The sequence below is a fragment of the Streptomyces sp. GL_141 genome, from assembly GCF_057834385.1.
On sequence record NZ_CM174402.1, the window covers coordinates 4,766,791 to 4,787,693 of the forward strand.

Sequence of the window (20,903 nt, forward strand, 5' to 3'; positions counted from 1 at the left end):
GTCGACCGAGCCCCGTGCTCGCTCGCTGTGACGGAGGGGTACGGGAGGGACGGCGCGGGACGCATGTCCGATTACAGAGAGTTGATATCGGTTTGTGTCCTTCGCCCGACTCATTGCGGCCCGGCGGCGGGGGGCCGCTCCGGTACGCTCCCGGGAATGCGAGCGGTTGAGCGGCGCGAGCGCCGCACAGTATGCACCACGCCTACTCCTTCACGCTGGAATATGCCCGAAGCGCTTGTTGTGGTGACTGTATGTCAACCATGCTGCTCCGCAAGGGGGTCACACTCGGTGACCCCGTCCTGTCGCGAGGCGAAGTGTCCGCCGGTTCGGATGGTGTGAGCGGTGCAGGTGCTTCAGGTTCAGCTGGAGGTAGGACCGGACCCCGCCGAGGTCGGCCGGGCCCGCCGATGGGCCCGCTCCCGGCTCGCGGGCTGCGGCATAGGGGATGACGAGCCGCTCGCCGAGACCCTGATCCTGCTGATCTCCGAGCTGGTCACCAACGCCGTCGTGCACACCGGCTGTCCGGCCGTGCTGCGCATGCTCTTCGGGGAGCCGGGGGTGCGGGTGGAGGTCGCGGACGCGAGCGACCGGGCCCCGTCCCCGCGGCAGGCCGCCGGCGACGACACGGGCGGCCGCGGGCTGGAACTCGTGGACGGGCTGGCGGACCGCTGGGGCTGGCAGCGCGAGGGCGCCGGGAAGCGGATCTGGTGCGAGATCGACCGCGAGGAGAAGACCGCGGAGGGGATCGCGGAGATGCCCGCGGAGCAGTGCGCGGAGCAGCTCTCGGAGGATGCACCGGGCAGGGTCGAAATCCGGGGCGCGATCCGGGAACCGCACGTGTACCTCTAACGAGGTGTTGACGGTTCGTCAACTGGTGATCACTCTTGTGTTGAACGATTCGTCGCGAGGGGACGCCAAGGGTCAGTCCTGCCTTGACGAGTGCGGGTCGTGGGGTGGCGGCCGCCGTGCCGCGCTCGGGGCGTGCATGCGCGCCGCCGCCACCCGCAGAACCTTCGACGTGCCGTGGAATCGGTGCCCCTGTCGTGCAATGCGATGGCACCCCCGGGTCGTCTTGAGGGTGAGGGGGTGTTGCAGGGTGAAGCCATCCGAAGAAACGTTTGCGGAGTTCGTCGCGGCGGCGGGGCTCCCGTTGCTCCGCACCGCGCGGCTGCTGACGGGCGACTGGCATCTGGGGCAGGACCTGGTGCAGGTGACCCTGGCCAAGGTCTACGACCGCTGGGCCCGCGCGGGCCGCTACGACGCGCCGATCGGCTACGCGCACAAGGTCATGGTCACCACGTACTGCACCTGGCGCCGCAGGCGCTGGCACCACGAGCTTCCCCACGCGGCCCTGCCCGACTCGGCGGGCGGCTCCGTCGAGCCCGCCGCCGAGGCGGTCGCCGCCACGGACCTGCTCGCACGCGCACTGCTCGGCCTGCCGCGACGCCAGCGGGCCGTCCTGGTGCTGCGCTACTACGAGGACCTGACGGTCGAGCAGACGGCGGAGCTCATGGGCTGCCCGAACGGCACGGTGACCAGCCTGGCCGCGCGGGCGCTGACCCGCTTGCGGGCCTGCCCCGACCTCTGGCCGGGCGACGGTGCGAACGTGAGCACGGATACGAGCACGAGTGAGGCGGAGGCGCGATGAACGGGTTCCCCGAAGAAGAGCTGCGCCGCGCCCTGCACGCGCTGGCCGGCCGGCCGGCGGTGCCCGTCCCGGTGCCGACGCCGCACGGCGCCGTCCGGGCGGCAGCCCGTCTCCGCCGGCGCCGGAGGGGGGTCGGGGCCGGGCTGGGGGCGGGCATCGCGGTGCTGGCCGTCCTCGTCCTGCCGTGGTCGCCGGGCGGCGGGTCCGGGATGCCGGCCCCGCCCGCCGCATCCGCGGGACCGCCGAGTGCGCAGGCCGAGGCGACGGGGCCGGCCACGACCGAACCGGAGCTCGGGGTCCCGTACGCACACGCGCTGTACGTGCACTGCGGGATCCGGTCCACGAAGTTCGGCGGCCGCTGGTGGCGCGCCGACCCGGTGGTGCCGGAGGAGGCCCTGGACCCGGCCGTCAGGGTGGACGCGTACACGGCGGGCACGATGGTGCTCGTCTCGGCGGGCGAGGCGCGCTTCGTCCGCCACGATCCGGACCTCGCGGTCACCTTCCGCCCCGTGGCGCAGGAACCGGAGCCCTGCCGCTGAGCGGTGGCGTACGGCCCCGGCCGGGTGCTCGCGGTCCGCGTGGAACTATGAGGTGTCCATGACGTGTCCCTGTTCGTGGAGCACGCCGTTCCACCCCGAAGGTCCACCCTCACCGCAGGAGGAAGTACATGGCGAACCCGTACGAGGTGACGCCTCCGCCCGCCCCGGGGCGCCGCGGGAGCAGACTCCCCGGCGTCCTCGTCCTCGTGCTGCTGGTCGCAGGCATCTACGGAGCCTCCCAGTGGCTCGGCAAGGACGGCGACCCGGGCGACGCCAAGGCCTCGTCCTCCGCGTCCGCGTCCGCCACCGCGTCGGCCTCCGCCAAGCCGTCCAAGGACCCCGGGAACCCGGAGTCCTCCTCCGACACGTCGAGCACGTGGGCGGTGGGCGACTGCGGCGGCCCCGACCCGGACAACCCGCCGGACGGCTACCGGCCGCAGAAGTGCTCGGCGTCCGGTGCCACCTTCAAGGCGATCGACATCAAGGACGCCAGCATCCTGCCGGGCGCGATCCAGTGCCCGCCCGGCACCGACCTGATGATCCAGGTGAGCATTTCCTACGGTTCCGCGAAGTCGGGCGGCATCCCCACCAACACCGTCTGCGGCCGCAACCTGTCCGGCGAGCACCCCGGTGACGCGGGCGCCGGCGGCGGCCAGCTGGTGCAGGGCGACTGCGTGACCGACCAGGCGCGGGAAGTGCCGTGCGCCTCGGGCACGTACAAGGTGCTCGGCCTGGTCAAGACGAAGGCCGAGTGCCCGTCCGGCACCACCGAGCCGATGCAGCTGACCATGGCGGTGGGCCGCCCGTACGACGTGATCTGCGCCAAGGGCTGACCCGGCCGCAGGGCGTGCGGGGCGGTGGTCCCGGATCCGCGACGGGTCCGGGACCGCCGCTTCGCGCGCAGAGGCTCAGAGGATGGCCACCGGGGCCACCGGGGTGCCCACCGCGCCGACGAAGGGTTCCGGCATGGCCGACAGGAGGAACGCGTAGCGGGATTCTTCCGCACAGGCTGTGGACAACTTTTCGAGGTTCCAGTTCTGGCCCTGGTGCATGCCCATCTCGACCAGGTCCAGCGCGTGCACCGGCAGCCACAGGTTGTCTATCTCCGGCGGGAAGATCTCGAAGGTCAGGGTGTCGTTCGCGACGGCCGCCACGTCCCGGGCGTGGAACCACTCGGGCGTACGGACGGACAGGCCGGGGGACGGGTAGCCGTAGCCGTGCTTGTCGCCCGCCAGGTAGACCTGCACCTGGCCGGTGCGGACCAGGACGATGTCGCCCGCGCGGACGGTGACCCCGCCGAACTCCTCCGCTTCCTCCAGGTCCTCCGGGGTGACCGGGTGGCCGCCGGGGAGCCGGTCCAGTCCCTTGGCGCGGGCCACGTCCAGCAGGACCCCGCGCGAGACGATGTGCCCGGCCTTGTCGATGCCGCTGAACTCGGCGCGGCCGTGCGCCGTGATGGTGCCGGCCGGGCGGCCGTTGTAGATCTTCCCCGAGTGCGAGACGTGCGTCAGGGCGTCCCAGTGCGTGCCGGCCTGGAGCCCGAAGGTCACCGCGTCGTCGCTGCACGCCACCGTGCCCGGGCCGAAGAGCTCCTGGTTGATCTGCACCATCGTGTGCAGCGGGTTGATCCGGCCGGGGATCATGCCGGACTGCACCCCGTCCTCCTTGAGGGGGAGGGCCAGGGGGATCCGGCGCCCGGTGCGGATCTCGGCCGCCGCCGCGCGGACCACCTCGTCGGTGATGAGGTTGAGCGTTCCGATCTCGTCCTCGGCGCCCCACCGGCCCCAGTTGTTGACGCGCTTGGCGATGTCGTGGAACTCGGCGGGCATGGCCATGGATCTCATCAGCTCCTCGTAGCGAAATGAACTGCGGTGGCGAACTGCGGATGTGGACGGGGGCTTGTGCTGGCGCATCCGACTGCCCATAGAATCTAACGGACCGTCAGAAAACGCGGGAAGGGGCCGGACGTGGGGAACTTCTTGGCAGGCAAAGTCGTCGCCGTCACAGGCGCCGGCCGGGGCATCGGACGGGCCGTGGCACTCGCCGCGGCCGCCGAGGGTGCCAGGGTCGTCGTCAACGACTACGGCGTGGGGATGGAGGGCAACGAGCCCACCAGCGAGATCGCCGAAGCGGTGGTGAAGGAGATCGTCGCGGCGGGCGGCGAGGCCGTCGCCGTCGCCGACGACATCTCGACCATGGCGGGCGGCCAGCGCATAGTCGACACCGCGCTCGCCCGGTACGGACGCATCGACGGAGTCGTGTGCGTCGCCGGCATCCTGCGCGAGCGGATGCTGTTCAACATGTCCGAGGAGGAGTGGGACCCGGTGGTCGCCACCCACCTCAAGGGCACCTTCACCGTCTTCCGTGCGGCCTCCGCCGTCATGCGCCGCCAGGGCACCGGCACGCTGATCGGCTTCACCAGCGGAAACCATCAGGGCTCCGTGGCCCAGGCCAACTACAGCGCCGCCAAGGGCGGGATCATCTCGCTCGTCCGCTCCGCCGCGCTGGGCCTGGCCAAGTACGGGGTCACCTCCAACGCCGTCGCGCCCGTCGCGCGCACCCGGATGTCGGCCAACGTGCCGATGGAGCTGAAGGAGATCGGCGAGCCCGAGGACGTGGCCGCGCTCGTGACCTACCTGCTCTCCGACAAGGCCGTGGCCGTCGGCGGCGAGAAGATCACCGGGCAGGTCTACACGATCGCCGGCCCGAAGATCGCCGTCTGGGCCCAGCCCCGCGAACTGCGCGCCGGCTACGCCGAGGGCTCCTGGACCCCCGAGAAGATCGCCGACTTCCTGCCCGGGACCGTCGGCACCGACCCGATGCCGATGCTCGCCCAGCTCGAAGCCATGGCCAAGGCGGCGGCCGCCAAGGACCGGCCCAACGCATAGCCCCTGGCCGGGTGTTCGGAGTGGATGGGCGTGTACGCCTGCAACGGCGCGAGAGACCGGCGGCCACGGCGGCCGGACAGGACCCGAGGGGGCACTGAGCATGGACTTCGGCTTCGACGAGGAGGACGAGGTGGTGCGCGGCCGGGCCCGTCAGTGGCTGGCGGAGCACCTCACGGGGCCGTACGAGGAGGCCGTCGGCCTCGGTGGCCCCGGCAGCGAGCACGAAGGAGTCGAGGTCCGGCGTGCGTGGGAGCGCGAGCTGGGGCGCGAGGGGTGGATCGGCCAGGGCTGGGAGGCAGATGGCTACGGCAACCGGCGGCTCTCCCTCACCGGGCAGGTGGTGTGGGCGGAGGAGTACGCGGCCGCGCGCGCCCCGGCCCGGGTCGGCCACATCGGCGAGAACCTCCTCGCGCCGACCCTGATCGCCTACGGCTCCCCGGAGCAGCGGGCCCGCTTCCTCCCCGGCATCGCCCGGGGCGAGGAGCTGTGGTGCCAGGGGTACTCCGAACCGGGCGCCGGCTCCGACCTCGCGGGAATCCGTACGACGGCGGTACGGGACGGGGCCGATGGGCTGCTCCGGGTCACCGGACAGAAGATCTGGACCTCGCTCGCCCAGGACGCCGACTGGTGCTTCGTCCTGGCCCGCACCGAAGCCGGGTCGGCGCGGCACCGCGGGCTGTCCTTCCTCCTGGTCCGCATGGACCAGCCGGGCAGGGTCGAGGTCCGGCCGATCCGGCAGATGTCGGGGACCTCCGAGTTCAACGAGGTGTTCTTCGACGGGGCGGTCGCCGCCGAGGTGGTGGGCGGGGAGGGCAACGGCTGGTCCGTGGCCATGGGACTGCTCGCGCTGGAGCGCGGGGTCTCCACGCTCGTCCAGCAGATCGGCTTCGCGGCCGAACTGGAGCGGGTGGTCCGGGCGTACGTGGACGCAGGCTCCGGCGACCCGGTCCTGCGCGAACGCCTCGTACGGCAGTGGGCCGAGCTGCGCACGATGCGGTGGAACGCACTGCGGACCCTGGGCGCCGCGGGTGGCACGGGTGCCGCTGGTGGCACGGGTGGCTCCGGCGGCGACCCCGGTGCGCCCAGCGTGGCCAAACTGCTGTGGGGCGGCTGGCACCGGCGGCTCGGGGAGCTGGCGGTGGAGGTCCGGGGCGCCGTGGCCACGGCCGGGCCGGGGCACTGGTCGCGGGAGACCCCGTACGAACTCGGACTCGACGAGGAGCAGCGGCTGTTCCTGTTCACCCGCGCCGACACCATCTACGGCGGCTCGGACGAGATCCAGCGCAACATCATCGCCGAGCGCGTGCTCGGCCTGCCTAAGGAGTCCAGGTGAGAGGCGTCGTATTCGACGGCAAGCAGGCCCAGGTGGTCGACGATCTGGAGATCCGGGACCCGGGGCCGGGAGAGGTGCTGGTCGCGATAGCGGCGGCCGGACTGTGCCACAGCGATCTGTCGGTGATCGACGGGACGATCCCGTTCCCGCCGCCGGTGGTGCTCGGGCACGAGGGCGCGGGCGTGGTGGAGGCGGTCGGGTCCGGGGTCACGCACGTGGTGCCCGGCGACCACGTCTCGCTGTCCACGCTGGCCAACTGCGGGGCGTGCGCGGACTGCGACCGCGGCCGGCCGACGATGTGCCGCAAGGCGATCGGGATGCCGGGGCAGCCGTTCTCGCGGGGCGGCAAGCCGCTCTTCCAGTTCGCGTCCAACTCGGCCTTCGCGGAGCGCACGATCGTCAAGGCCGTGCAGGCGGTGAAGATCCCCAAGGACATCCCGCTGACCTCGGCCGCCCTGATCGGCTGCGGGGTCCTGACGGGCGTGGGCGCCGTACTGAACCGGGCGAAGGTGGACCGCGGCGAGACGGTCGTCGTCATAGGCACCGGCGGCATCGGCCTCAACGTGCTCCAGGGCGCGCGGATCGCGGGCGCCACCACCATCGTGGCGATCGACGCGAACCCGGCGAAGGAGGCGGTGGCCCGGCAGTTCGGCGCCACGCACTTCATCGACGCCTCGGCGGTGGCGGACTCCTCGGCGGCCGTGAAGGAGATCCTGCCCACGGGCGCGGACCACGCCTTCGAGTGCGTGGGCAACGTCAAGCTGATCCGGCAGGCGATCGACCTGCTGGACCGGCACGGACAGGCGGTGCTGCTCGGCGTGCCCGGCTTCACGGAGGAGGCGGCCTTCCAGGTCTCGTCCATGTACCTGGACAAGACGATCATGGGCTGCCGGTACGGGTCCTCGCGCCCGCAGCGGGACATCGCCCTGTACGCGGAGCTCTACCGGCAGGGCAAGCTGCTGCTGGACGAGCTGGTCACGGAGGTCTACCCGGTCGAGGACTTCGCCAAGGCCGTGGACGACGCCCACCACGGGCGGGTGGCCCGGGGGGTCCTCACGTTCTGAGCCCGGTCGTTCCGCTCGGCCTGTGGCCGGTCCCGCTCTCCGGAGCGGGGCCGGCCACGGCGCGTTTCAGTACCGCCGCCTGACGACCCAGGCCAGGGCAGCCAACGGAGTCAGGCTCGCGAGGAAGGCGGGCAGCCGGTTGTAGCCGGCGACCTGGAATTCGAGGGTGACGGGCAGCAGCAGGACGAGCCCGCACAGCAGGATGGCGAGGGCCGGGAGATGGGTGCCGGGGCGGAAGCGGCGCAGGTTCCGCAGGTCCGAGGGGTCCATGTACGACTTGGTGATGGCGGCCGCGACGCCGAAGCCCAGGAAGCCGAAGAACACGGCGATGGGGGAGCCGAGCCAGGCACGGGTTATGGAGGGGTGTTCGGCCACGCCCTCCTCGGGGTGCGCCGGGGCGAAGTGGACCTCCACCCGCATGCCCGGCTCGGGGGAACCGGAGGTGTGGAACCCCTCCAGGCCGGTTTCCCGGGGGCCGCTGTCGAAGGGGACGCGGACTACGAGGTCGGTGTTGTACCAGCCGCTGCCGTCCTGCGTGGGCGGCGTGTACACCGGCTCGCCGGCCAGCTGGACGATCTCGACCTCGTGTGCGGCGTAGCCGGCCCGGTCCAGCCGCTCGATCTCCCTGCCGTCCGCGCTGGAGCCGGTGAACAGCACCACGAGGGCGGCGGCCACGGCGAAGGGCGTGCCGATGGCGAAGATCCAGGGCAGGGCGTACTCCCCGTACTCGCGGTCGGCCGGTACCGACGGCTTGTCGAAGGGGCCGACCCGGGCCCGGTACGAGGCCACGACCCAGGAGCAGGCGAAGGCGGCGGAGGCGGCGGCGAAGGCCAGCTCGGCGGTCAGCGGCGGGTACGGGGACACCGGGCTCAGAGCGCAGAGGATCGCGGCGATCGCACTGGCCACCATCAGCCAGCCCGTGATGCCGGTCCACCGGCTGTGACCCGGCTCGTAGTACGTGTTTCTCATGGCCCCCCGCCCGTTCGAGATCCGCAGGATAGCGGCGGCGGACGGGGGAGCCGTCAGTCGGTGAAGCGGCCGAAGCGGCCCTTGTGGAAGAGGAGGGGTTCGCCCTCGCCGGCCGCGCCCATGGCCTCGACCTTGCCCACGACGATGAGGTGGTCGCCGCCGGTGTGCACGGCGTGGATCCGGCAGTCGATCCAGGCGGGCACCGCGTCGAGCTGCGGGGAGCCGGTGGCCGGGGCCGGGGTGTGGCCGACGCCGGCGAACTTGTCGGCGCCGCTGACGGCGAAGGCCCGGCACAGGTCGCCCTGTTCGGCGCCGAGGATGTTCACGCAGAACACCCCGGTGCGCGCGATGCGGGGCCAGGTGGTCGACGTACGGGCCACCATGAAGGTGACCAGCGGCGGGTCGAGGGAGAGCGAGGCGAAGGACTGGCAGGCGAAGCCGGCCGGACCGTCCTCGCCCTCGCCGGGCGGCGAGGTGATGATCGTGACCCCGCTGGCGAAGTTCCCCAGGACGGCGCGGAACTCGGCGGGGCTGACGGGCGCGCGCTCGTGTTCGCCGACGGCCCGCAGATCGGGGCGGGGCAGTGCTTCGACGGGCTCGGCCCCGGGCTCCGCGGCGGCGGAGGGGAGGGAGCCGACTGATCTGAGGTATCGGACGACGGTGGCCGCCATCCCTGCGTGTCCCATCACGCTTCCGATTGAAGCTGACGGTGCGTCAGATGGGAAGGGGGGTGTAGGGTCCACATCAATTGAACGTGTTCAATCGATGGGGGCGTGGGGGTCCGTCGTGTCGCACCACCTGTTCGTCGCGCCGCAGCGGAGCAAGCGCTCCTGGACCGGCACCGCACCCGGTGCGGAAGCCGTCGCCGGTGCGCAGTTCCTGGTCGCCATGCTGTTCTGGTGGGTCTCCCCGGGCCAAGGCGACGCGTACGGCGTGGGCTACGGCACGTTCGCCATCGGACTGTTCCTCGAAGTGGCCTTCCTGTGCGCGTTCCTCCCGCTGCTGGCGTTCGCCGCGGGCTGGGTGCACGGCACGCTCTTCACCATCCCGGTGCTGGGACTCTCGAACGCCGTGGGCCTGCGCACCCGGATCCCCGCACCCCGCTGGGCCCTGCCGGTGCTGGTCCTGCTCGCAGGTCTGTACGCGGCCCCGGTGGCCCTGCTGCTCCGCACCTCGTACCTCGCCACCTGGGGCTGGACGGCCGCCGCCGGGGTGCTCCCCGTCGGGGTCGCGGTGTACGCGCGGATGCGGCAGCGGACGAAGCTCCGGATGCGGCTGTGGACGCTGCCGGCGACCCTGATCGCGGTACCCACCGCCCTCATCGCGGGCTTCCTCATGCCCCCGTACGAGCCGCCGGCCCTGGAGCGCGCCGACTACGTCGGCGTGTGGACCGGCTCCGGCGTCACCCTGGAACTCGACGCGCAGGGCGGGACGACGGCGCGGAACCTGCCGGTGCAAGACGGACTGCACGAGGTGGACACCTGCTCGGGGCGCGGGACCTGGGAGCAGGACACCGGTTCGTCCGGCGACTACGGGCCGGGCGTGGCCCTGTCCGTCGCGGAGTGCGACGAGGCCAGGCTGTACTGGCAGGCCGCCGGCACGGTGGAGGAGCCTCAGCTGTTCGTGCTGATCGGCGACCCCGACGGCGGCGACGTGCGCGTACTGCGGAAGCGGGCGCGGTAGGCGGTCGGGGCGAGGTCCAGGGTCTGCTGGAACACGCGGCGCATCGTCTCGGCGGAGCCGAAGCCCGACCGCGCGGCCACCGTGTCCACCGGATCGTCGCCGGCCTCCAGGAGGGCCTGGGCGGCTTCGAGGCGGACGGATTCCAGGTACTGCCCCGGCGTCATCCCGGTCTCCGAGCGGAAGAGCCGGGCCAGGTGGCGGCCGCTGACCCCGGCGTCCCGGGCGACCTCGTCGAGCGCGAGCCGGGGATCGGCCCCGATGGCGTCCATGACCGTGCGCAGGACCGGGTGCACGGCCTCGCGCGGGGTCAGGCGGGCGCTGTACTGGGACTGGCCGCCGGGCCTGGCCATGAAGACGACCAGCTCCCGCGCGACCTCCCGGGCGATCGCGGCCCCGTGGTCCTCCTCGACCAGGGACAGCGCGAGGTCGATGCCCGAGGTCACCCCGGCGGAGGTGACGACGTGCCCGTCCTGGACGAACACCGGATCCGCCTCCACCCGCACCCGCGGGTACGCCGCCGCGAGCTGCGCCGCCAGCCGCCAGTGCGTGACCGCCCGCCGCCCGTCGAGCACCCCGGTCTCCGCCAGCACGAACGCCCCGGCGCACACCGAGGTCACCCGGCGCGAGCGGCCGACCAGCTCGCCGACCAGGCCCGTCAGGGCCGGATCGCCGACGGCCCGCCGCCAGTCGCTCCGGCCGGGGACGACCAGCGTCCCGGGCCGGGCCGGCAGGCTGTCCGGGCCGCCGTCCGCGCCGATGCGCACGCCCGAGGAGGTGCGGACGTCGGCCCCGTCCGGGGAGACGATCCGGACCTCGTAGCGGGCGCCGTGGAGATTGGCGGTGCTGAACACCTCGGCGGGGCCCGTGACGTCGAGCAGCTGCACGCCGTCGAAGGCGACGATGACGACGGGGTGGGGCGCCGCTCGTCCTGCGGGGTGTGCGGCTACTCGTCCCACGGGGAGTCCAGGACCGCGCGGACGAAGTCTCCGCGCTCGAAGCCGGGCACGTGGTGTGCGAGCACGTCGGCCTTGATGTTGCCGAAGGTGGTGCCCGGCTTCGGGGCCACTCCGTCGGCGAAGGCGCGCAGGATGCGCTCCTTGAACCGCGGGCGCGGGTGCAGGGCGACGACCGCCGCGCGGTCCGCCTCGGCGAGGTCGTGGTAGCCGATGCCGAGCACGTCGTACTCCACGCCCGCCGTCACCAGCGCCACCTCGGGCTCCATGTGCTCCGGGATGCCCGGGGTGGTGTGCAGGGCGATCGCCGTCCACACCCGGCGCACCCCGTCCTCGGGGACCCCGTGGGTCCGCAGGAACCGGCGGGCCTCGTCGGCGCCGTCCACCTCGAAGCGGCGGCCACTGGCGTGGAAGGGCTCGGTGAGGCCGAGGTCGTGGAACATCGCAGCGACGTAGAGCAGCTCGGGGTCGGCCTCGATGCCGAGGCGGCGGCCCTGGAGGCTGCCGAAGAAGTACACGCGGCGGGAGTGGTCGTAGAGCAGCTCGCTCACGCCGTCCCGGACGAGTTCGGTGGCTTCCTTCGCCAGGCGTGAGTCCGGGATCCGGATCGTGGGGGTGGTTGTGGTTGTGGTCGTTGTTGTTGTCATGTCTGGTCGTCCCCTCGTGGGTTCCCTGCGGGTCGCCTCCAGTCTTCGGTGCCGTGCTCCCCGTCCGCCATGGCCATTGGGCCGCACATCCCACAGATACGGACACGGGCGCCGCCGTACGGGTGATTCCACCGCCGTGCGGAGCTTCCCGGAGCGCGGGCCCCGTACGGGCTCGGCATCGTGGCGGGGACCGGAGGCAGCACCCCCGGCCCCGCAACAGCGCAGCGCGTACGCACAGGAGGACCTCATGCTCGGCACCGAATTCCGCAAGGGATCGCCCAACTGGCTCGACCTCGGGAGCCCCGACACCGACGGGGCCGTCTCGTTCTACACCGGCGTCTTCGGCTGGGAGTTCCTCTCCCTCGGCCCGGAGGCGGGCGGCTACGGCTTCTTCCAGGTCGACGGCAAGACCGTCGCCGCCCTCGGGCCGCTCACCGAGGAGGGCGCCACCCCGGCGTGGATGCTGCACTTCAACACCCCCGACATCCAGGAGACGGCGGCGGCCGTCAAGGCGGGCGGCGGAGTGGTGCGCATGGAGCCCGGGGACGTCATGGGGGAGGGCTGGCTGGCGCAGTTCACCGACCCGCAGGGCGCGGAGTTCGCGTGCTGGCAGCCGGGGAGGACCGCCGGGCTGGGGCGGACCTCCGAGGTCAACAGCCTGGTCTGGGCGGAACTGCACGTACCCGACCCGGTCGCGGCCGTCGAGTTCTACGCCGGCCTCTTCGGGTGGCGTTCCGCGGAGATGGAGGCCCCCGGGATGACCTACCGGGTGCTGAGCATCGCCGACGGGGACCAGGAGGACGGCTCCTTCGGCGGGGTCGCGCCGCAGGGCGACGGTACGGGTGATGAAGTCCCGCGCTGGGTGCCGTACTTCAACGTCGCCGATGTGGACGCGACCGTGGCCGCGATCCGCGGCGGCGGGGGCTCGGTGCTGATGCCCGCCGCCGATGTCCCGGAGGTCGGGCGGATGGCGTGGACGGCGGATCCGACGGGAGCGGTGTTCGCGCTGCTCACGCCGGACCCGCAGATGTAGCGGCTCGTCCTCGTTGCTGTTACCGGCCGAGGTACTTCGGGGTGCGGCGCTCCACGAAGCTGGCGACCCCCTCGTTCGCGTCGGCCGTGGTCATGTTGAGCTCCTGGGCGGTGGCCTCGGCGGCGAGCGCGGTCGCCCGGTCACTGTCCAGGGAGGCGTTGACCAGCTGCTTCGTCAGCGCCAGGGCGCGGGTGGGGCCCTGCGCGAGGCGCTCCGCCCACTCCCGGGCGGTCTCCTCCAGCGCCTCGGCGGGCACCACCTTGTTCACCAGCCCGAGCCGCTCGGCCTCCGCCGCGGGGACGGCGTCGCCGAAGAACATCAGCTCCTTCGCCTTCTGCGGTCCGAGGAGGCGGGGGAGGAGGTACGCGCCGCCGCCGTCGGGCACCAGGCCGCGGCGGACGAACACCTCGATGAAACGGGCCGGTTCGGCGGCGATGACCAGGTCGCAGGCGAGCGCGAGGTGGGCGCCGATGCCGGCTGCGGTGCCGTTCACGGCGGCGATGACCGGCTTTTCGCAGTCGAGCACGGCCGTGATCAGGCGCTGCGCGCCGAGCCGGATCATGCGGGCCACGTCGCCGGCGACGCGCTCCGCCGGGGCGGCGGGGGCTCCGCGGAGGTCGGCGCCCGCGCAGAAGCCCTTGCCGGTGGCGGTGATGACGACGGCTCGCACGTCGGGGTCGGCGGAGGCATCTGCGAGGAGCCCGATGACGCGCTCGCGCTGGTCCCAGGTGACGGCGTTCATGGCCTCCGGGCGGTTGAGGGTGATCCAGGAGACGCCGCTCTCGAAGCGGTGGAGGACTTCGTCCTCCGGGGTGCCGGTCATGGTGGACTCCTTGCTCGTGGGTGGGTGGGTGCGGCGCCGTTGCCGGGGACCGGTCCCCGGACCCCTGCGCCTCAAACGCCGGCGGGGCTGTGTTGTGGTTGGGGTCCGGCGGTACGTGGGGTGGGCTGCGGGTGGGTCGGTGCCGGTGCCGGGGTGGGGTGTTGGCCTGGACTGCATGATTTAGGCGCCCTGTGCTCGACTCCGACAGGGCGCGGGGTGTTCTCGCGCCACACATCACGCTCTACGTCCAGGCCAACACCCCACCCCGTCCCCGTCCCCGCCCCGCCGGGCCCGACCCCTCCACCTCCGGCCCCGCCCGGGGGCGACCTTCCAGCCCCGCCTGGGGGTGACCTTCCAGCCCCGGCCGGGGTCGGCCTTCCAGCCCTGTCCGGGGTCGACCTTCCGTTCCCGCCCGGGGGTTGGTCTTTCGGACCGTCCGGGGGTTGATCTTCCGGCCCCGTCCGGGGGCTGACCCTTCCGGCCCCGCCGGGGGTTGGTCTTCGGGCCCCGGTCGGGGGTTGGGCTTCCGGCCTTGCCCGGGGCTGACCCTTCCGGCCCGCCGGGGGGTTGGTCTTCCGGTCCTGGCCGGGGTTTGGGTTTCTCAGCCGTCCGGCGTTTGAGGACCGGGGTCTGGGGCGGAGACCCAGGGGGTCCGGGCACAGCCCGGGGCCCCTCTCCAGCCCGTCCGGCGTTTGAGGTCCGGGTCCGGGCTGGCCCGGGGCATCCCCCAGCCTCGCCGGCGTTTGAGGCGCGGGTCCGGGCAGCGCCCGGGGAACGGTGGAAGGGCGGGTAGGGGAACTCCGCCCCGCGCAGCGGGGGTCTGGGCCCCGGGGCCGGTGGCTCCGCAGGGGGATTCCGGTCCCGGGCGGCGCCGCCCGGCTCCCGGCTGGGTGGCGCCAGGGCTCGGTGGCGGGTGGCACGGGCGGGGGCTAGCGGCAGATGGCCAGGGCGTCCAGGGCTACCGCGCCCTGGCCTCGGGGGAGGACCATCAAGGGGTTGATGTCCAGTTCGGAGAGTTCGTCGCCCAGTTCCATCGCCATCCGCTGGACGCGGAGGATGACTTCCACCAGCGCGTCGACGTCCGCGGGGGGCGCCCCCCGCACGCCCTCCAGCAGCGCGTGCCCGCGCAGCTCCCCGAGCATGGCCCGGGCCTGGTCCTCCCCGAAGGGCGGGACCCGGACGGCCACGTCGTGAAGGACCTCCACCAGGACCCCGCCCAGTCCGACGGTGACGGTCGGGCCGAAGAGTTCGTCCTGGGTGACCCCGACGACCATTTCGACGCCGCGCTCCACCATCTGGCAGACGAGGATCCCGTCCAGGGGGACGTTCTCGTAGCGTGCGATGTCCGTCAGCTCGCGGTAGGCGTCGCGGATCTGGCTCGCCGAGGTCAGGCCGATCTTGACGAGGCCGAGCTCGGTCTTGTGTGCGAGCTGGGGGCCCGAGGCCTTCATGACGACCGGGTAGCCGACCAGTCCGGCCGCCCGTACGGCCGCTGCGGCGCTGGTCACCAGTTGCTCGCGGGGCACGCGTATCCCGTAGGCGCGCAGGAGCTGCTTCGCCGCGTGTTCGCTGAGCTGCTGGCCCGGACGCATGAGGGCCTGGGCCTTGCGGAAGGAGGGCGAGGTGGTGCGCGGGGCGTCCTCGAAGGGGGAGCGGTAGGCGGCGGTGAAGCGGTGGTGGCCGAGGTAGGCGCGGACGGCGGTGATGCAGTTGCCGAAGGTGCGGAAGGTCGCGACCCGGGAGGAGCCGAGGAGCGTGGTGCGGTAGGCCTCCTCCGTGCCGACCGGGGAGCCCCAGATCACGCAGATGAGTTTGTCGGTTTGTTCGGCCGCGTCCACCAGGTCCTGTGCGAGTTTGTCGCTCATCGGGGGGAAGGGGCCCGTTATCGGGCAGATCAGGACGCCGACCGAGGGGTCCGCGAGGATCGCGTCGATGATTTTGCGGCCGCGCCAGTCGCCTACCGGGTGGCCGCCGTTGTCCACGGGGTTGGAGACGCCCAGGTAGGAGGGAATCCACTGGTGCAGTTCGTCCTGCTTGGCCTGGGAGAGGGTGGGGATGCTGAGGCCCGCCTCGGTGGCCAGGTCGGAGAAGTGGGCTCCGGTGCCGCCGGAGATGGAGTAGACGACCACTCCGTCGGCGAGGGGCTTCCGGGCGCGGGCCAGGAGGGCCGCGGTGTCCTGGAGTTCGTCGAGGCCGTCGACGCGGATGACGCCGAACTGCCGCATGGCGGCGTCCACGACGGTGTCCGCACCGGTCAGCTTCCCGGTGTGCGAGGCGGCCATGCGGGCGCCGGTCTCGGTGCGGCCGACCTTGACGGCGACGACGGGGACGCCGTTGCGGGCGGCCCGGTCGGCGGCGAGGAGGAACTGCCGGCCGTCCTTGAGGCCCTCCACGTAGCAGGCGATGGCCCCGACCTCGGGCTGCTCGGCGAAGTAGGAGATGAAGTCGGAGGTTTCGAGGTCGGCCTCGTTGCCGGTGGGCGCCCAGTGGGAGAGGCGGATGCCCAGCTCCTGGAGGGTGTAGACGGGGCGGCCCTGGTGTCCGGACTGGGTGATGAGCGCGATGGCCGGGCCGTCGAGGTCGTCGCGGAACCTCTCGAAGGCGTTGAGGTTCGTGTTGGGCCCGAGGAGGCGGATGCCCGAGCGCCGTACGGCGGCGCCCAGGCGGGCCTGCGCGGCGGCGCCCTCGTCGCCGGTCTCGGCGAAGCCGGAGGCGAAGGCGACCGCGAACTTGACCTTGGCTTCCGCCAGTTGTTCCACGACGGGGAGGGGGTCGGCTACGAGGAGGACGGCGAGGTCCACCTGTTCGGGCAGGTCGGCCACGGAGGCGTGGCAGGGCAGCCCGAAGACCGTGGCCCGGGTGGGGTGTACCGGGTGCAGTCGGGCACCGACGCGTTCCGCCCAGGCGATCAGCTGGCGGGTGATGCCGGTGTTCGGTCTGCCGTCGGCGTCCGAGGCGCCGATGACCGCCACGGACTCGGGCCGGAAGAACCGGTCCAGGTCGGGGGCGTCGGCGTGCAGGGGCCGACCGCTGACGTCCAGCGCGACCGTGTCCTCGGCGGACGGAGCCGCTGTGGAGTGGACGGCCGTCCTGGGGGTCTCCCCGCAGGCCTCGACACGTGCGCGGAAGTCGGTGGTGAGGGTGCCGTGAGTAGATCCAAGCATCGTTCCGCCCGCTCCTGCTCGATGAACCTCGACGAATCTCAATAACTGACGCGTAGTCAGATTACTGAACTGACGTGCCGTCAGGAACAGGGATGCACAGGAAAGCTGGTGGAGGTGATGTGTGGAACGCTCGCGGCCCGGCCCCCGGGGGCGATCCGGGGGTGGCGTCCGGGGTCGTTCAGGGAACGGTCTCAGATCACCGGGGTCCGGTCCAGACCAGTATTCGGCCGAGGTCAGAGGGTCGGCGGGGCCACTTGGCACCCCGGGCGCTCACCACTCGCGGGGGGAGATGAGCTCCTCGATGTCCGCGTCCGGGAATCCGTACGCGGAGGCCACGAACGCGAAGTCCTCGGCTATCTCCTCGCGCGCCACGGTCTCGATCTCGCTCCCCGCGGCCTCGAACTCCGCTTCCAGGAGGTTGAACTCCTCGGTCGCCGCCCCCGTCAGCACGTACAGCGCGGCCAGGTTCGAGGGCTGCTCGGCCTCGATGCGCGCGCACAGCCGGAGGAGGACGGCCCGGCCCTTGTCGAGGACGTGATCGGGGTAGTACGCGTCCCCGTAGAGCTGCTTCAGGAAGGGGTGGGCTGCTGTTTGGTGGTTCGTGATCGGTGTTGTGGACGGTGTTGTGGTCGGCCTTGTGATCGACACCGTGATCCCCTGTGTTTTGGTGATGGGTTCGTGTGTCGATGCTGCACCAGGCCACTGACAACCGGGCTGGGGTGGGGGAGGCCTAGGTGTCGATCGTTCGGGCTATGCCCTTCGCGATCTTTTCGGCGTCCAGGGCCAGTTCGCGGAGGTTGCCGCTGATGGGGTTGGTGAAACCGGTGAAGTAGAGGCCTGGGGCGTCGGGTGGGGTCCTGGCGCCGTGCGTACGGGGGCGGCCGCGGTCGTCCAGGACGTCCAGGCCGCCGACCAGGCCCTCCAGGGCGCGGCGGTAGCCGGTGGCCGCGATCACGGCGTCCGGGGTGATCCGCGAGCCGTCCGCGAGGACCACCTCGGCTCCGTCGAAGGAGGCGACGGCGGCCACGGGCTCCACCCGGCCCGTGCGGACCGCGTCGATCAGGCCGACGTCCTGGAGCGGGATCGCCCCCTCCTTGACCCTGCTGTACAGGCCGGTGGTGGGGCGCGGGAGTCCGTACGCGGACAGGTCCGGGACCGAGACCTTGCCGACGATCGCGCCGAGCCGGTCGACGAGCCGGACCGGGAGGCGCCGGACCAGGATGCCGGTCCGCTGGGAGGGCCAGCCGGCGGTGGAGCGGCGCAGGATGTGCGGGGCGGTGCGCACCGCGAGCCGGACCCGGGCGGCGCCGCCTTCGGCGAGGTCGACGGCTATCTCTGCGCCGGTGTTGCCGACGCCCACGACGAGGACGTCGCGGCCGGCGTAGGGGGCGGGGTTGCGGTACTCGGCGGCGTGGGCGAGGGGGCCCGGGAAGGTGTCCCGGCCGGGCCAGTCGGGGACGAAGGGGGTGTGGTTGAACCCCGTCGCGACCACGACCGCCCGGGCCGCCATCACGCGGCCGCCGGTGGCGTGCAGGGTCCAGCCGGGGGCGTGGGGGGAGTCGGGGTCGGAGTCCGCTGCGGGCTCGATGCGGGTCACCTCGATGCCGGTGGCGATCTCCAGCTCGTGGAACTCGGCGTACTTCTCCAGGTAGCGCACCACGTTCTCGCGGGCCACCCAGCGTCCGAAGCGGCGCGGCATGGCCAGGCCCGGGAGGGCGGAGAGGCGGCGGGTGGTGTGCAGGTGGAGGCGGTCGTAGTGCCGCCGCCAGGAAGCGCCGACCGATTCCGACTTCTCCACGACCACCGCGCGGATCCCGCGGGCGCGCAGCGCGGCGGCTACGGCGAGGCCGCCGGGGCCGGCGCCGATCACGTAGACCGGGCGGGGCTGGGTGGACAGGTCGGGTGCTGTGGGGACTCCGGGCATGAGGTGTGAGCGTATCGCCGTACGGGGGCGGTGGGTCTCGGACGAGGAGGGAATCGGTTGCGGATCGATTACGGGGAGTGGTGGGTGGGTGGGCGGGCGGGGGTCCGGTGGGTGGGCCTTGTGGGTGAGGGCTTGTGTGATGGGGTGGGATCCGCTGAACTGACGGGACGTCAGATGGGTCCCGCCGTGGAGGAGTGGTGTCGTGAGTACTGGAGCCGGTACGGCTGCGCGGTTCGACCTGCCGGAGATCGACGACTTCACGCGGCCCTACTGGGACGCGGCCGCGGAGGGGCGGCTGTTGCTGCGGCGCTGCGGGGAGTGCGGCAAGGCGCACCACTACCCGCGGGAGTTCTGCCCGGCCTGCTGGGCGGGGGAGGACCGCGTCACGTGGGAGACGGCGAGCGGGCGGGCCACGCTGTACACCTGGTCGGTGATCCACCGGAACGACCTGCCGCCCTTCGGGGGGCGGGTGCCGTACGTGGCGGCGGTGGTGGATCTTGAGGAGGGGCCGCGGATGATGACCGAGGTCGTGGGTGGGGAAGGGGTCGAGCCGGGGCTTGAGCCGGGGCTTGAGCTCCGGGTGGGCATGGAGCTGGCGGTTGCCTTCCGGGAGGCGGCGGAGGGTGTCTGGGTGGCGGTTTTCGCTCCGCGGGTGGCCTGACCGGCCCGGGTGCGGGTGCGGGTGGTTCGGCCCTGCGGGGCGGAGTCCCCTACCCGCCCTTCCACCGTTCCCCGGGCGCTGCCCGGACCCCCCCTGGGGCTCCGCCCCAGACCCCGGTCCTCAAGCGCCGGACGGCTGGGTTGGCTGAGCCCGGGCCCCGGTCCTCAAGCGCCGGACGGCTGGGTTGGCTGAGCCCGGGCCCCGGTCCTCAAGGGTCGGGTGGGTGGGGTGGCCCGGGGTCAGGGCCACAGGAGGTGGTGGGTCCAGGGGGTGGTGGGGGTGCGGGTGTAGTGCAGGCGGGTGTGGAGGCGGGCCGGGTCTCCCTGGAAGAACTCGATCTCCGTGGGGGAGAGGACGTACCGGGTCCAGGTCGGCGCCGGGGCGTCCGGCTCCGCGCCGGCCCGCTCCCAGGACTCCGCCGCGACGGCGGCCAGTTCCTCCCGGGAGTCCAGCACCTCGCTCTGGTGCCCCGTCAGCGCCGCGGCCAGCGCCCCGCGGGTGCGGGCCGCCAGGTCGGCGCGGCTCTCCGCCGCGTCGCACGCGGTGACCCGGCCCCGGATGCGGATCTGGCGGGCCACCGCCGGCCAGTAGAAGCCCAGCGCCGCATCGGGCTGCCCGGCCAGCTGCCGGCCCTTCGTGCTGGTGGAGTGCGAGGCGAAGTGCAGGCCGCGCTCGTCGGCGTCGTGCAGCATGAGCGTGCGTACGTCCGGGCGCCCGTCCGCGTCCACCGTTGCCAGGCTCATCGTGTGCGGCTCGGGCTGCCCCGCCTTGGCGGCGTGCGTGAACCACTCCCGGAACAGCTCGAGCGGCTCGGCCGGTGCGGTGGCCGTGTCGAAGGAGGGCAGCGGGCCGTCCCAGACGCGCAGGGAGTGCAGGGTGGTGTGGAAGTCGCTCACGTCGGCCGTCTCGCTTGTCTCGCTCGTCTCGCTCGTCATTTCTCAATCGAACACCACGGGGCTCGGGCGTCACTACGATGTGCGGGTTTTACGTGCTTTACGTGAGTCGTGAGCGTGGGGAGACGTGGGAATGGACAACAGCGGCGTCAGAGTCGGCGGCATACGAAGAGCCCTGGTGGCCTTGGTCGTTGCCGGTGCAGCGGTGGCCTGCGGGCCCGCGCCGGGGGGTGGCGGGACGGCCACCGTTCCGTCCGCCCCCGTGTCGGCGACGGCCGGTGCCACCACCTCCGCACCGGCGGTCTCGCCCCCGCCGACCTCCGCACCGCCGACGGTGGCGGCGACGCCGACGCCCAGTCCCACTCCCACGCCGACGAAGACCCGGACCCCGGCACCCGCGGACGCCAAGCCGGCGCCGACCCCCAGCCGGAGTACGGCGAAGCCCCCGGTCGCCACCAAGACGCCGCAGGAGCCCCCGAGCGGGGTGTGCGAGATCGTCTCCAACGCCGGGAACTGCTACAACGCCGGCCAGTTCTGCCGCAAGGCCGACCTCGGACGCTCCACCCACGCCGCGAACCGGCGGATGATCTACTGCCGCATGGACGGCTCACAGGCCCGCTGGCAGTACTAGGCCGTCTGGCCGTAACGCGGAACGGGGGCGCCCCGCCCGGCCTGTTCGGT

Annotated in this window: 21 protein-coding genes; 11 read left to right on the top strand and 10 right to left on the bottom strand. The window is 72.7% G+C overall.

The genetic code is table 11. The features are described from left to right. The first annotated feature begins 342 nt into the window (after positions 1–342). The 4 genes from AC3IX6_RS21015 to AC3IX6_RS21030 all read left to right on the top strand — a co-directional run bounded on the left by AC3IX6_RS21015 (position 343) and on the right by AC3IX6_RS21030 (position 3,020). Complete coding sequence (locus tag AC3IX6_RS21015) at positions 343–849, top strand: ATP-binding protein (protein ID WP_489363526.1); 507 nt, start codon at positions 343–345, stop codon at positions 847–849. A gap of 247 nt (positions 850–1,096) precedes the next feature. Next, on the top strand, positions 1,097–1,648 hold the full coding sequence (locus tag AC3IX6_RS21020; RefSeq protein WP_489363528.1) for a SigE family RNA polymerase sigma factor: 552 nt from the start codon (positions 1,097–1,099) through the stop codon (positions 1,646–1,648). Further along, positions 1,645–2,187 carry a hypothetical protein gene (locus AC3IX6_RS21025; RefSeq protein WP_489363529.1) on the top strand — a complete coding sequence of 181 codons (543 nt, stop codon included), beginning with the start codon at positions 1,645–1,647 and terminating at the stop codon, positions 2,185–2,187. Before AC3IX6_RS21020 ends, AC3IX6_RS21025 begins: the two co-directional genes overlap by 4 nt. Positions 2,188–2,315: 128 nt before the next feature. Beyond that, positions 2,316–3,020, top strand: a complete 705-nt coding sequence (locus AC3IX6_RS21030; protein ID WP_489363530.1) for a hypothetical protein — start codon at positions 2,316–2,318, stop codon at positions 3,018–3,020. Positions 3,021–3,095: 75 nt separating this feature from the next. Here AC3IX6_RS21030 and AC3IX6_RS21035 read toward each other — a convergent pair whose 3' ends face one another. Then, positions 3,096–4,022 carry a cyclase family protein gene (locus AC3IX6_RS21035; RefSeq protein ID WP_489371513.1) on the bottom strand — a complete coding sequence of 309 codons (927 nt, stop codon included), beginning with the start codon at positions 4,020–4,022 and terminating at the stop codon, positions 3,096–3,098. 132 nt (positions 4,023–4,154) lie between these two features. Between AC3IX6_RS21035 and AC3IX6_RS21040 the strand changes: the two genes are divergently transcribed. The 3 genes from AC3IX6_RS21040 (at position 4,155) to AC3IX6_RS21050 (ending at position 7,472) form a co-directional block, all read left to right on the top strand. Beyond that, positions 4,155–5,075 (top strand): SDR family NAD(P)-dependent oxidoreductase, encoded by a 921-nt coding sequence (locus AC3IX6_RS21040; protein WP_489363532.1) that lies wholly within the window; start codon positions 4,155–4,157, stop codon positions 5,073–5,075. A gap of 100 nt (positions 5,076–5,175) precedes the next feature. Then, positions 5,176–6,408 carry an acyl-CoA dehydrogenase family protein gene (locus tag AC3IX6_RS21045; RefSeq protein ID WP_489363533.1) on the top strand — a complete coding sequence of 411 codons (1,233 nt, stop codon included), beginning with the start codon at positions 5,176–5,178 and terminating at the stop codon, positions 6,406–6,408. Then, on the top strand, positions 6,405–7,472 hold the full coding sequence (locus tag AC3IX6_RS21050) for a Zn-dependent alcohol dehydrogenase (protein ID WP_489363535.1): 1,068 nt from the start codon (positions 6,405–6,407) through the stop codon (positions 7,470–7,472). Before AC3IX6_RS21045 ends, AC3IX6_RS21050 begins: the two co-directional genes overlap by 4 nt. A 66-nt stretch (positions 7,473–7,538) precedes the next feature. Here AC3IX6_RS21050 and AC3IX6_RS21055 read toward each other — a convergent pair whose 3' ends face one another. Beyond that, on the bottom strand, positions 7,539–8,441 hold the full coding sequence (locus tag AC3IX6_RS21055; protein WP_489363537.1) for a hypothetical protein: 903 nt from the start codon (positions 8,439–8,441) through the stop codon (positions 7,539–7,541). 53 nt (positions 8,442–8,494) lie between these two features. Further along, positions 8,495–9,112, bottom strand: a complete 618-nt coding sequence (locus AC3IX6_RS21060) for a flavin reductase family protein (protein ID WP_489371514.1) — start codon at positions 9,110–9,112, stop codon at positions 8,495–8,497. A gap of 115 nt (positions 9,113–9,227) precedes the next feature. Between AC3IX6_RS21060 and AC3IX6_RS21065 the strand changes: the two genes are divergently transcribed. Further along, a complete protein-coding gene (locus tag AC3IX6_RS21065) occupies positions 9,228–10,124 on the top strand; it encodes a hypothetical protein (protein WP_489363539.1) in 897 nt (298 codons plus the stop codon). Here AC3IX6_RS21065 and AC3IX6_RS21070 read toward each other — a convergent pair. Together AC3IX6_RS21070 and AC3IX6_RS21075 are read right to left on the bottom strand one after the other, a co-directional pair. Further along, a complete protein-coding gene (locus AC3IX6_RS21070; RefSeq protein WP_489363541.1) occupies positions 10,055–11,080 on the bottom strand; it encodes a GlxA family transcriptional regulator in 1,026 nt (341 codons plus the stop codon). The two genes, AC3IX6_RS21065 and AC3IX6_RS21070, sit on opposite strands and share 70 nt — an antisense overlap. Further along, positions 11,068–11,724: an HD domain-containing protein gene (locus AC3IX6_RS21075; RefSeq protein ID WP_489363543.1), complete on the bottom strand. Its 657-nt coding sequence runs from the start codon at positions 11,722–11,724 to the stop codon at positions 11,068–11,070. The genes AC3IX6_RS21070 and AC3IX6_RS21075 overlap by 13 nt, the downstream gene beginning before the upstream one ends. A 247-nt stretch (positions 11,725–11,971) precedes the next feature. On the opposite strand from AC3IX6_RS21075, the gene AC3IX6_RS21080 reads away from it, so the two are divergent. Then, positions 11,972–12,757 carry a VOC family protein gene (locus AC3IX6_RS21080; RefSeq protein WP_489363545.1) on the top strand — a complete coding sequence of 262 codons (786 nt, stop codon included), beginning with the start codon at positions 11,972–11,974 and terminating at the stop codon, positions 12,755–12,757. A gap of 19 nt (positions 12,758–12,776) precedes the next feature. Here AC3IX6_RS21080 and AC3IX6_RS21085 read toward each other — a convergent pair whose 3' ends face one another. From AC3IX6_RS21085 to AC3IX6_RS21100, 4 genes are all read right to left on the bottom strand, one after another. Further along, positions 12,777–13,580, bottom strand: coding sequence for an enoyl-CoA hydratase/isomerase family protein (locus AC3IX6_RS21085; RefSeq protein WP_489363546.1), 804 nt, complete (start codon positions 13,578–13,580; stop codon positions 12,777–12,779). Between the two features lie 929 nt (positions 13,581–14,509). Beyond that, on the bottom strand, positions 14,510–16,744 hold the full coding sequence (locus tag AC3IX6_RS21090) for an acetate--CoA ligase family protein (protein ID WP_489363548.1): 2,235 nt from the start codon (positions 16,742–16,744) through the stop codon (positions 14,510–14,512). Between the two features lie 270 nt (positions 16,745–17,014). After that, positions 17,015–17,392, bottom strand: coding sequence for a DUF5713 family protein (locus AC3IX6_RS21095; protein WP_489363550.1), 378 nt, complete (start codon positions 17,390–17,392; stop codon positions 17,015–17,017). Between the two features lie 82 nt (positions 17,393–17,474). Then, positions 17,475–18,668: a flavin-containing monooxygenase gene (locus AC3IX6_RS21100; protein WP_489363552.1), complete on the bottom strand. Its 1,194-nt coding sequence runs from the start codon at positions 18,666–18,668 to the stop codon at positions 17,475–17,477. 202 nt (positions 18,669–18,870) lie between these two features. On the opposite strand from AC3IX6_RS21100, the gene AC3IX6_RS21105 reads away from it, so the two are divergent. Then, the gene (locus AC3IX6_RS21105) at positions 18,871–19,329 is read left to right on the top strand and encodes a Zn-ribbon domain-containing OB-fold protein (RefSeq protein WP_489363554.1); all 459 of its coding nucleotides are present in this window, start codon (positions 18,871–18,873) and stop codon (positions 19,327–19,329) included. A gap of 239 nt (positions 19,330–19,568) precedes the next feature. Here the strand turns inward: AC3IX6_RS21105 and AC3IX6_RS21110 are convergent, their stop codons facing one another. Then, positions 19,569–20,264: a pyridoxine/pyridoxamine 5'-phosphate oxidase gene (locus tag AC3IX6_RS21110; RefSeq protein WP_489363555.1), complete on the bottom strand. Its 696-nt coding sequence runs from the start codon at positions 20,262–20,264 to the stop codon at positions 19,569–19,571. Between the two features lie 91 nt (positions 20,265–20,355). Here AC3IX6_RS21110 and AC3IX6_RS21115 point away from each other — a divergent pair, with 91 nt between their 5' ends. Continuing rightward, positions 20,356–20,853 (top strand): hypothetical protein, encoded by a 498-nt coding sequence (locus AC3IX6_RS21115; protein ID WP_489363557.1) that lies wholly within the window; start codon positions 20,356–20,358, stop codon positions 20,851–20,853. The last annotated feature ends 50 nt before the right edge of the window (positions 20,854–20,903 follow it).

Coding starts and splice junctions, on each gene's coding strand:
- AC3IX6_RS21045 (WP_489363533.1), top strand. CDS start 5,176: ATGGACTTCGGCTTCGACGAGGAGGACGAGGTGGTGCGCGGCCGGGCC.
- AC3IX6_RS21075 (WP_489363543.1), bottom strand. CDS start 11,724: ATGACAACAACAACGACCACAACCACAACCACCCCCACGATCCGGATC.
- AC3IX6_RS21115 (WP_489363557.1), top strand. CDS start 20,356: ATGGACAACAGCGGCGTCAGAGTCGGCGGCATACGAAGAGCCCTGGTG.
- AC3IX6_RS21035 (WP_489371513.1), bottom strand. CDS start 4,022: ATGGCCATGCCCGCCGAGTTCCACGACATCGCCAAGCGCGTCAACAAC.
- AC3IX6_RS21100 (WP_489363552.1), bottom strand. CDS start 18,668: ATGCCCGGAGTCCCCACAGCACCCGACCTGTCCACCCAGCCCCGCCCG.
- AC3IX6_RS21025 (WP_489363529.1), top strand. CDS start 1,645: ATGAACGGGTTCCCCGAAGAAGAGCTGCGCCGCGCCCTGCACGCGCTG.
- AC3IX6_RS21090 (WP_489363548.1), bottom strand. CDS start 16,744: ATGCTTGGATCTACTCACGGCACCCTCACCACCGACTTCCGCGCACGT.
- AC3IX6_RS21110 (WP_489363555.1), bottom strand. CDS start 20,264: ATGACGAGCGAGACGAGCGAGACAAGCGAGACGGCCGACGTGAGCGAC.
- AC3IX6_RS21060 (WP_489371514.1), bottom strand. CDS start 9,112: ATGGCGGCCACCGTCGTCCGATACCTCAGATCAGTCGGCTCCCTCCCC.
- AC3IX6_RS21085 (WP_489363546.1), bottom strand. CDS start 13,580: ATGACCGGCACCCCGGAGGACGAAGTCCTCCACCGCTTCGAGAGCGGC.
- AC3IX6_RS21055 (WP_489363537.1), bottom strand. CDS start 8,441: ATGAGAAACACGTACTACGAGCCGGGTCACAGCCGGTGGACCGGCATC.
- AC3IX6_RS21030 (WP_489363530.1), top strand. CDS start 2,316: ATGGCGAACCCGTACGAGGTGACGCCTCCGCCCGCCCCGGGGCGCCGC.
- AC3IX6_RS21080 (WP_489363545.1), top strand. CDS start 11,972: ATGCTCGGCACCGAATTCCGCAAGGGATCGCCCAACTGGCTCGACCTC.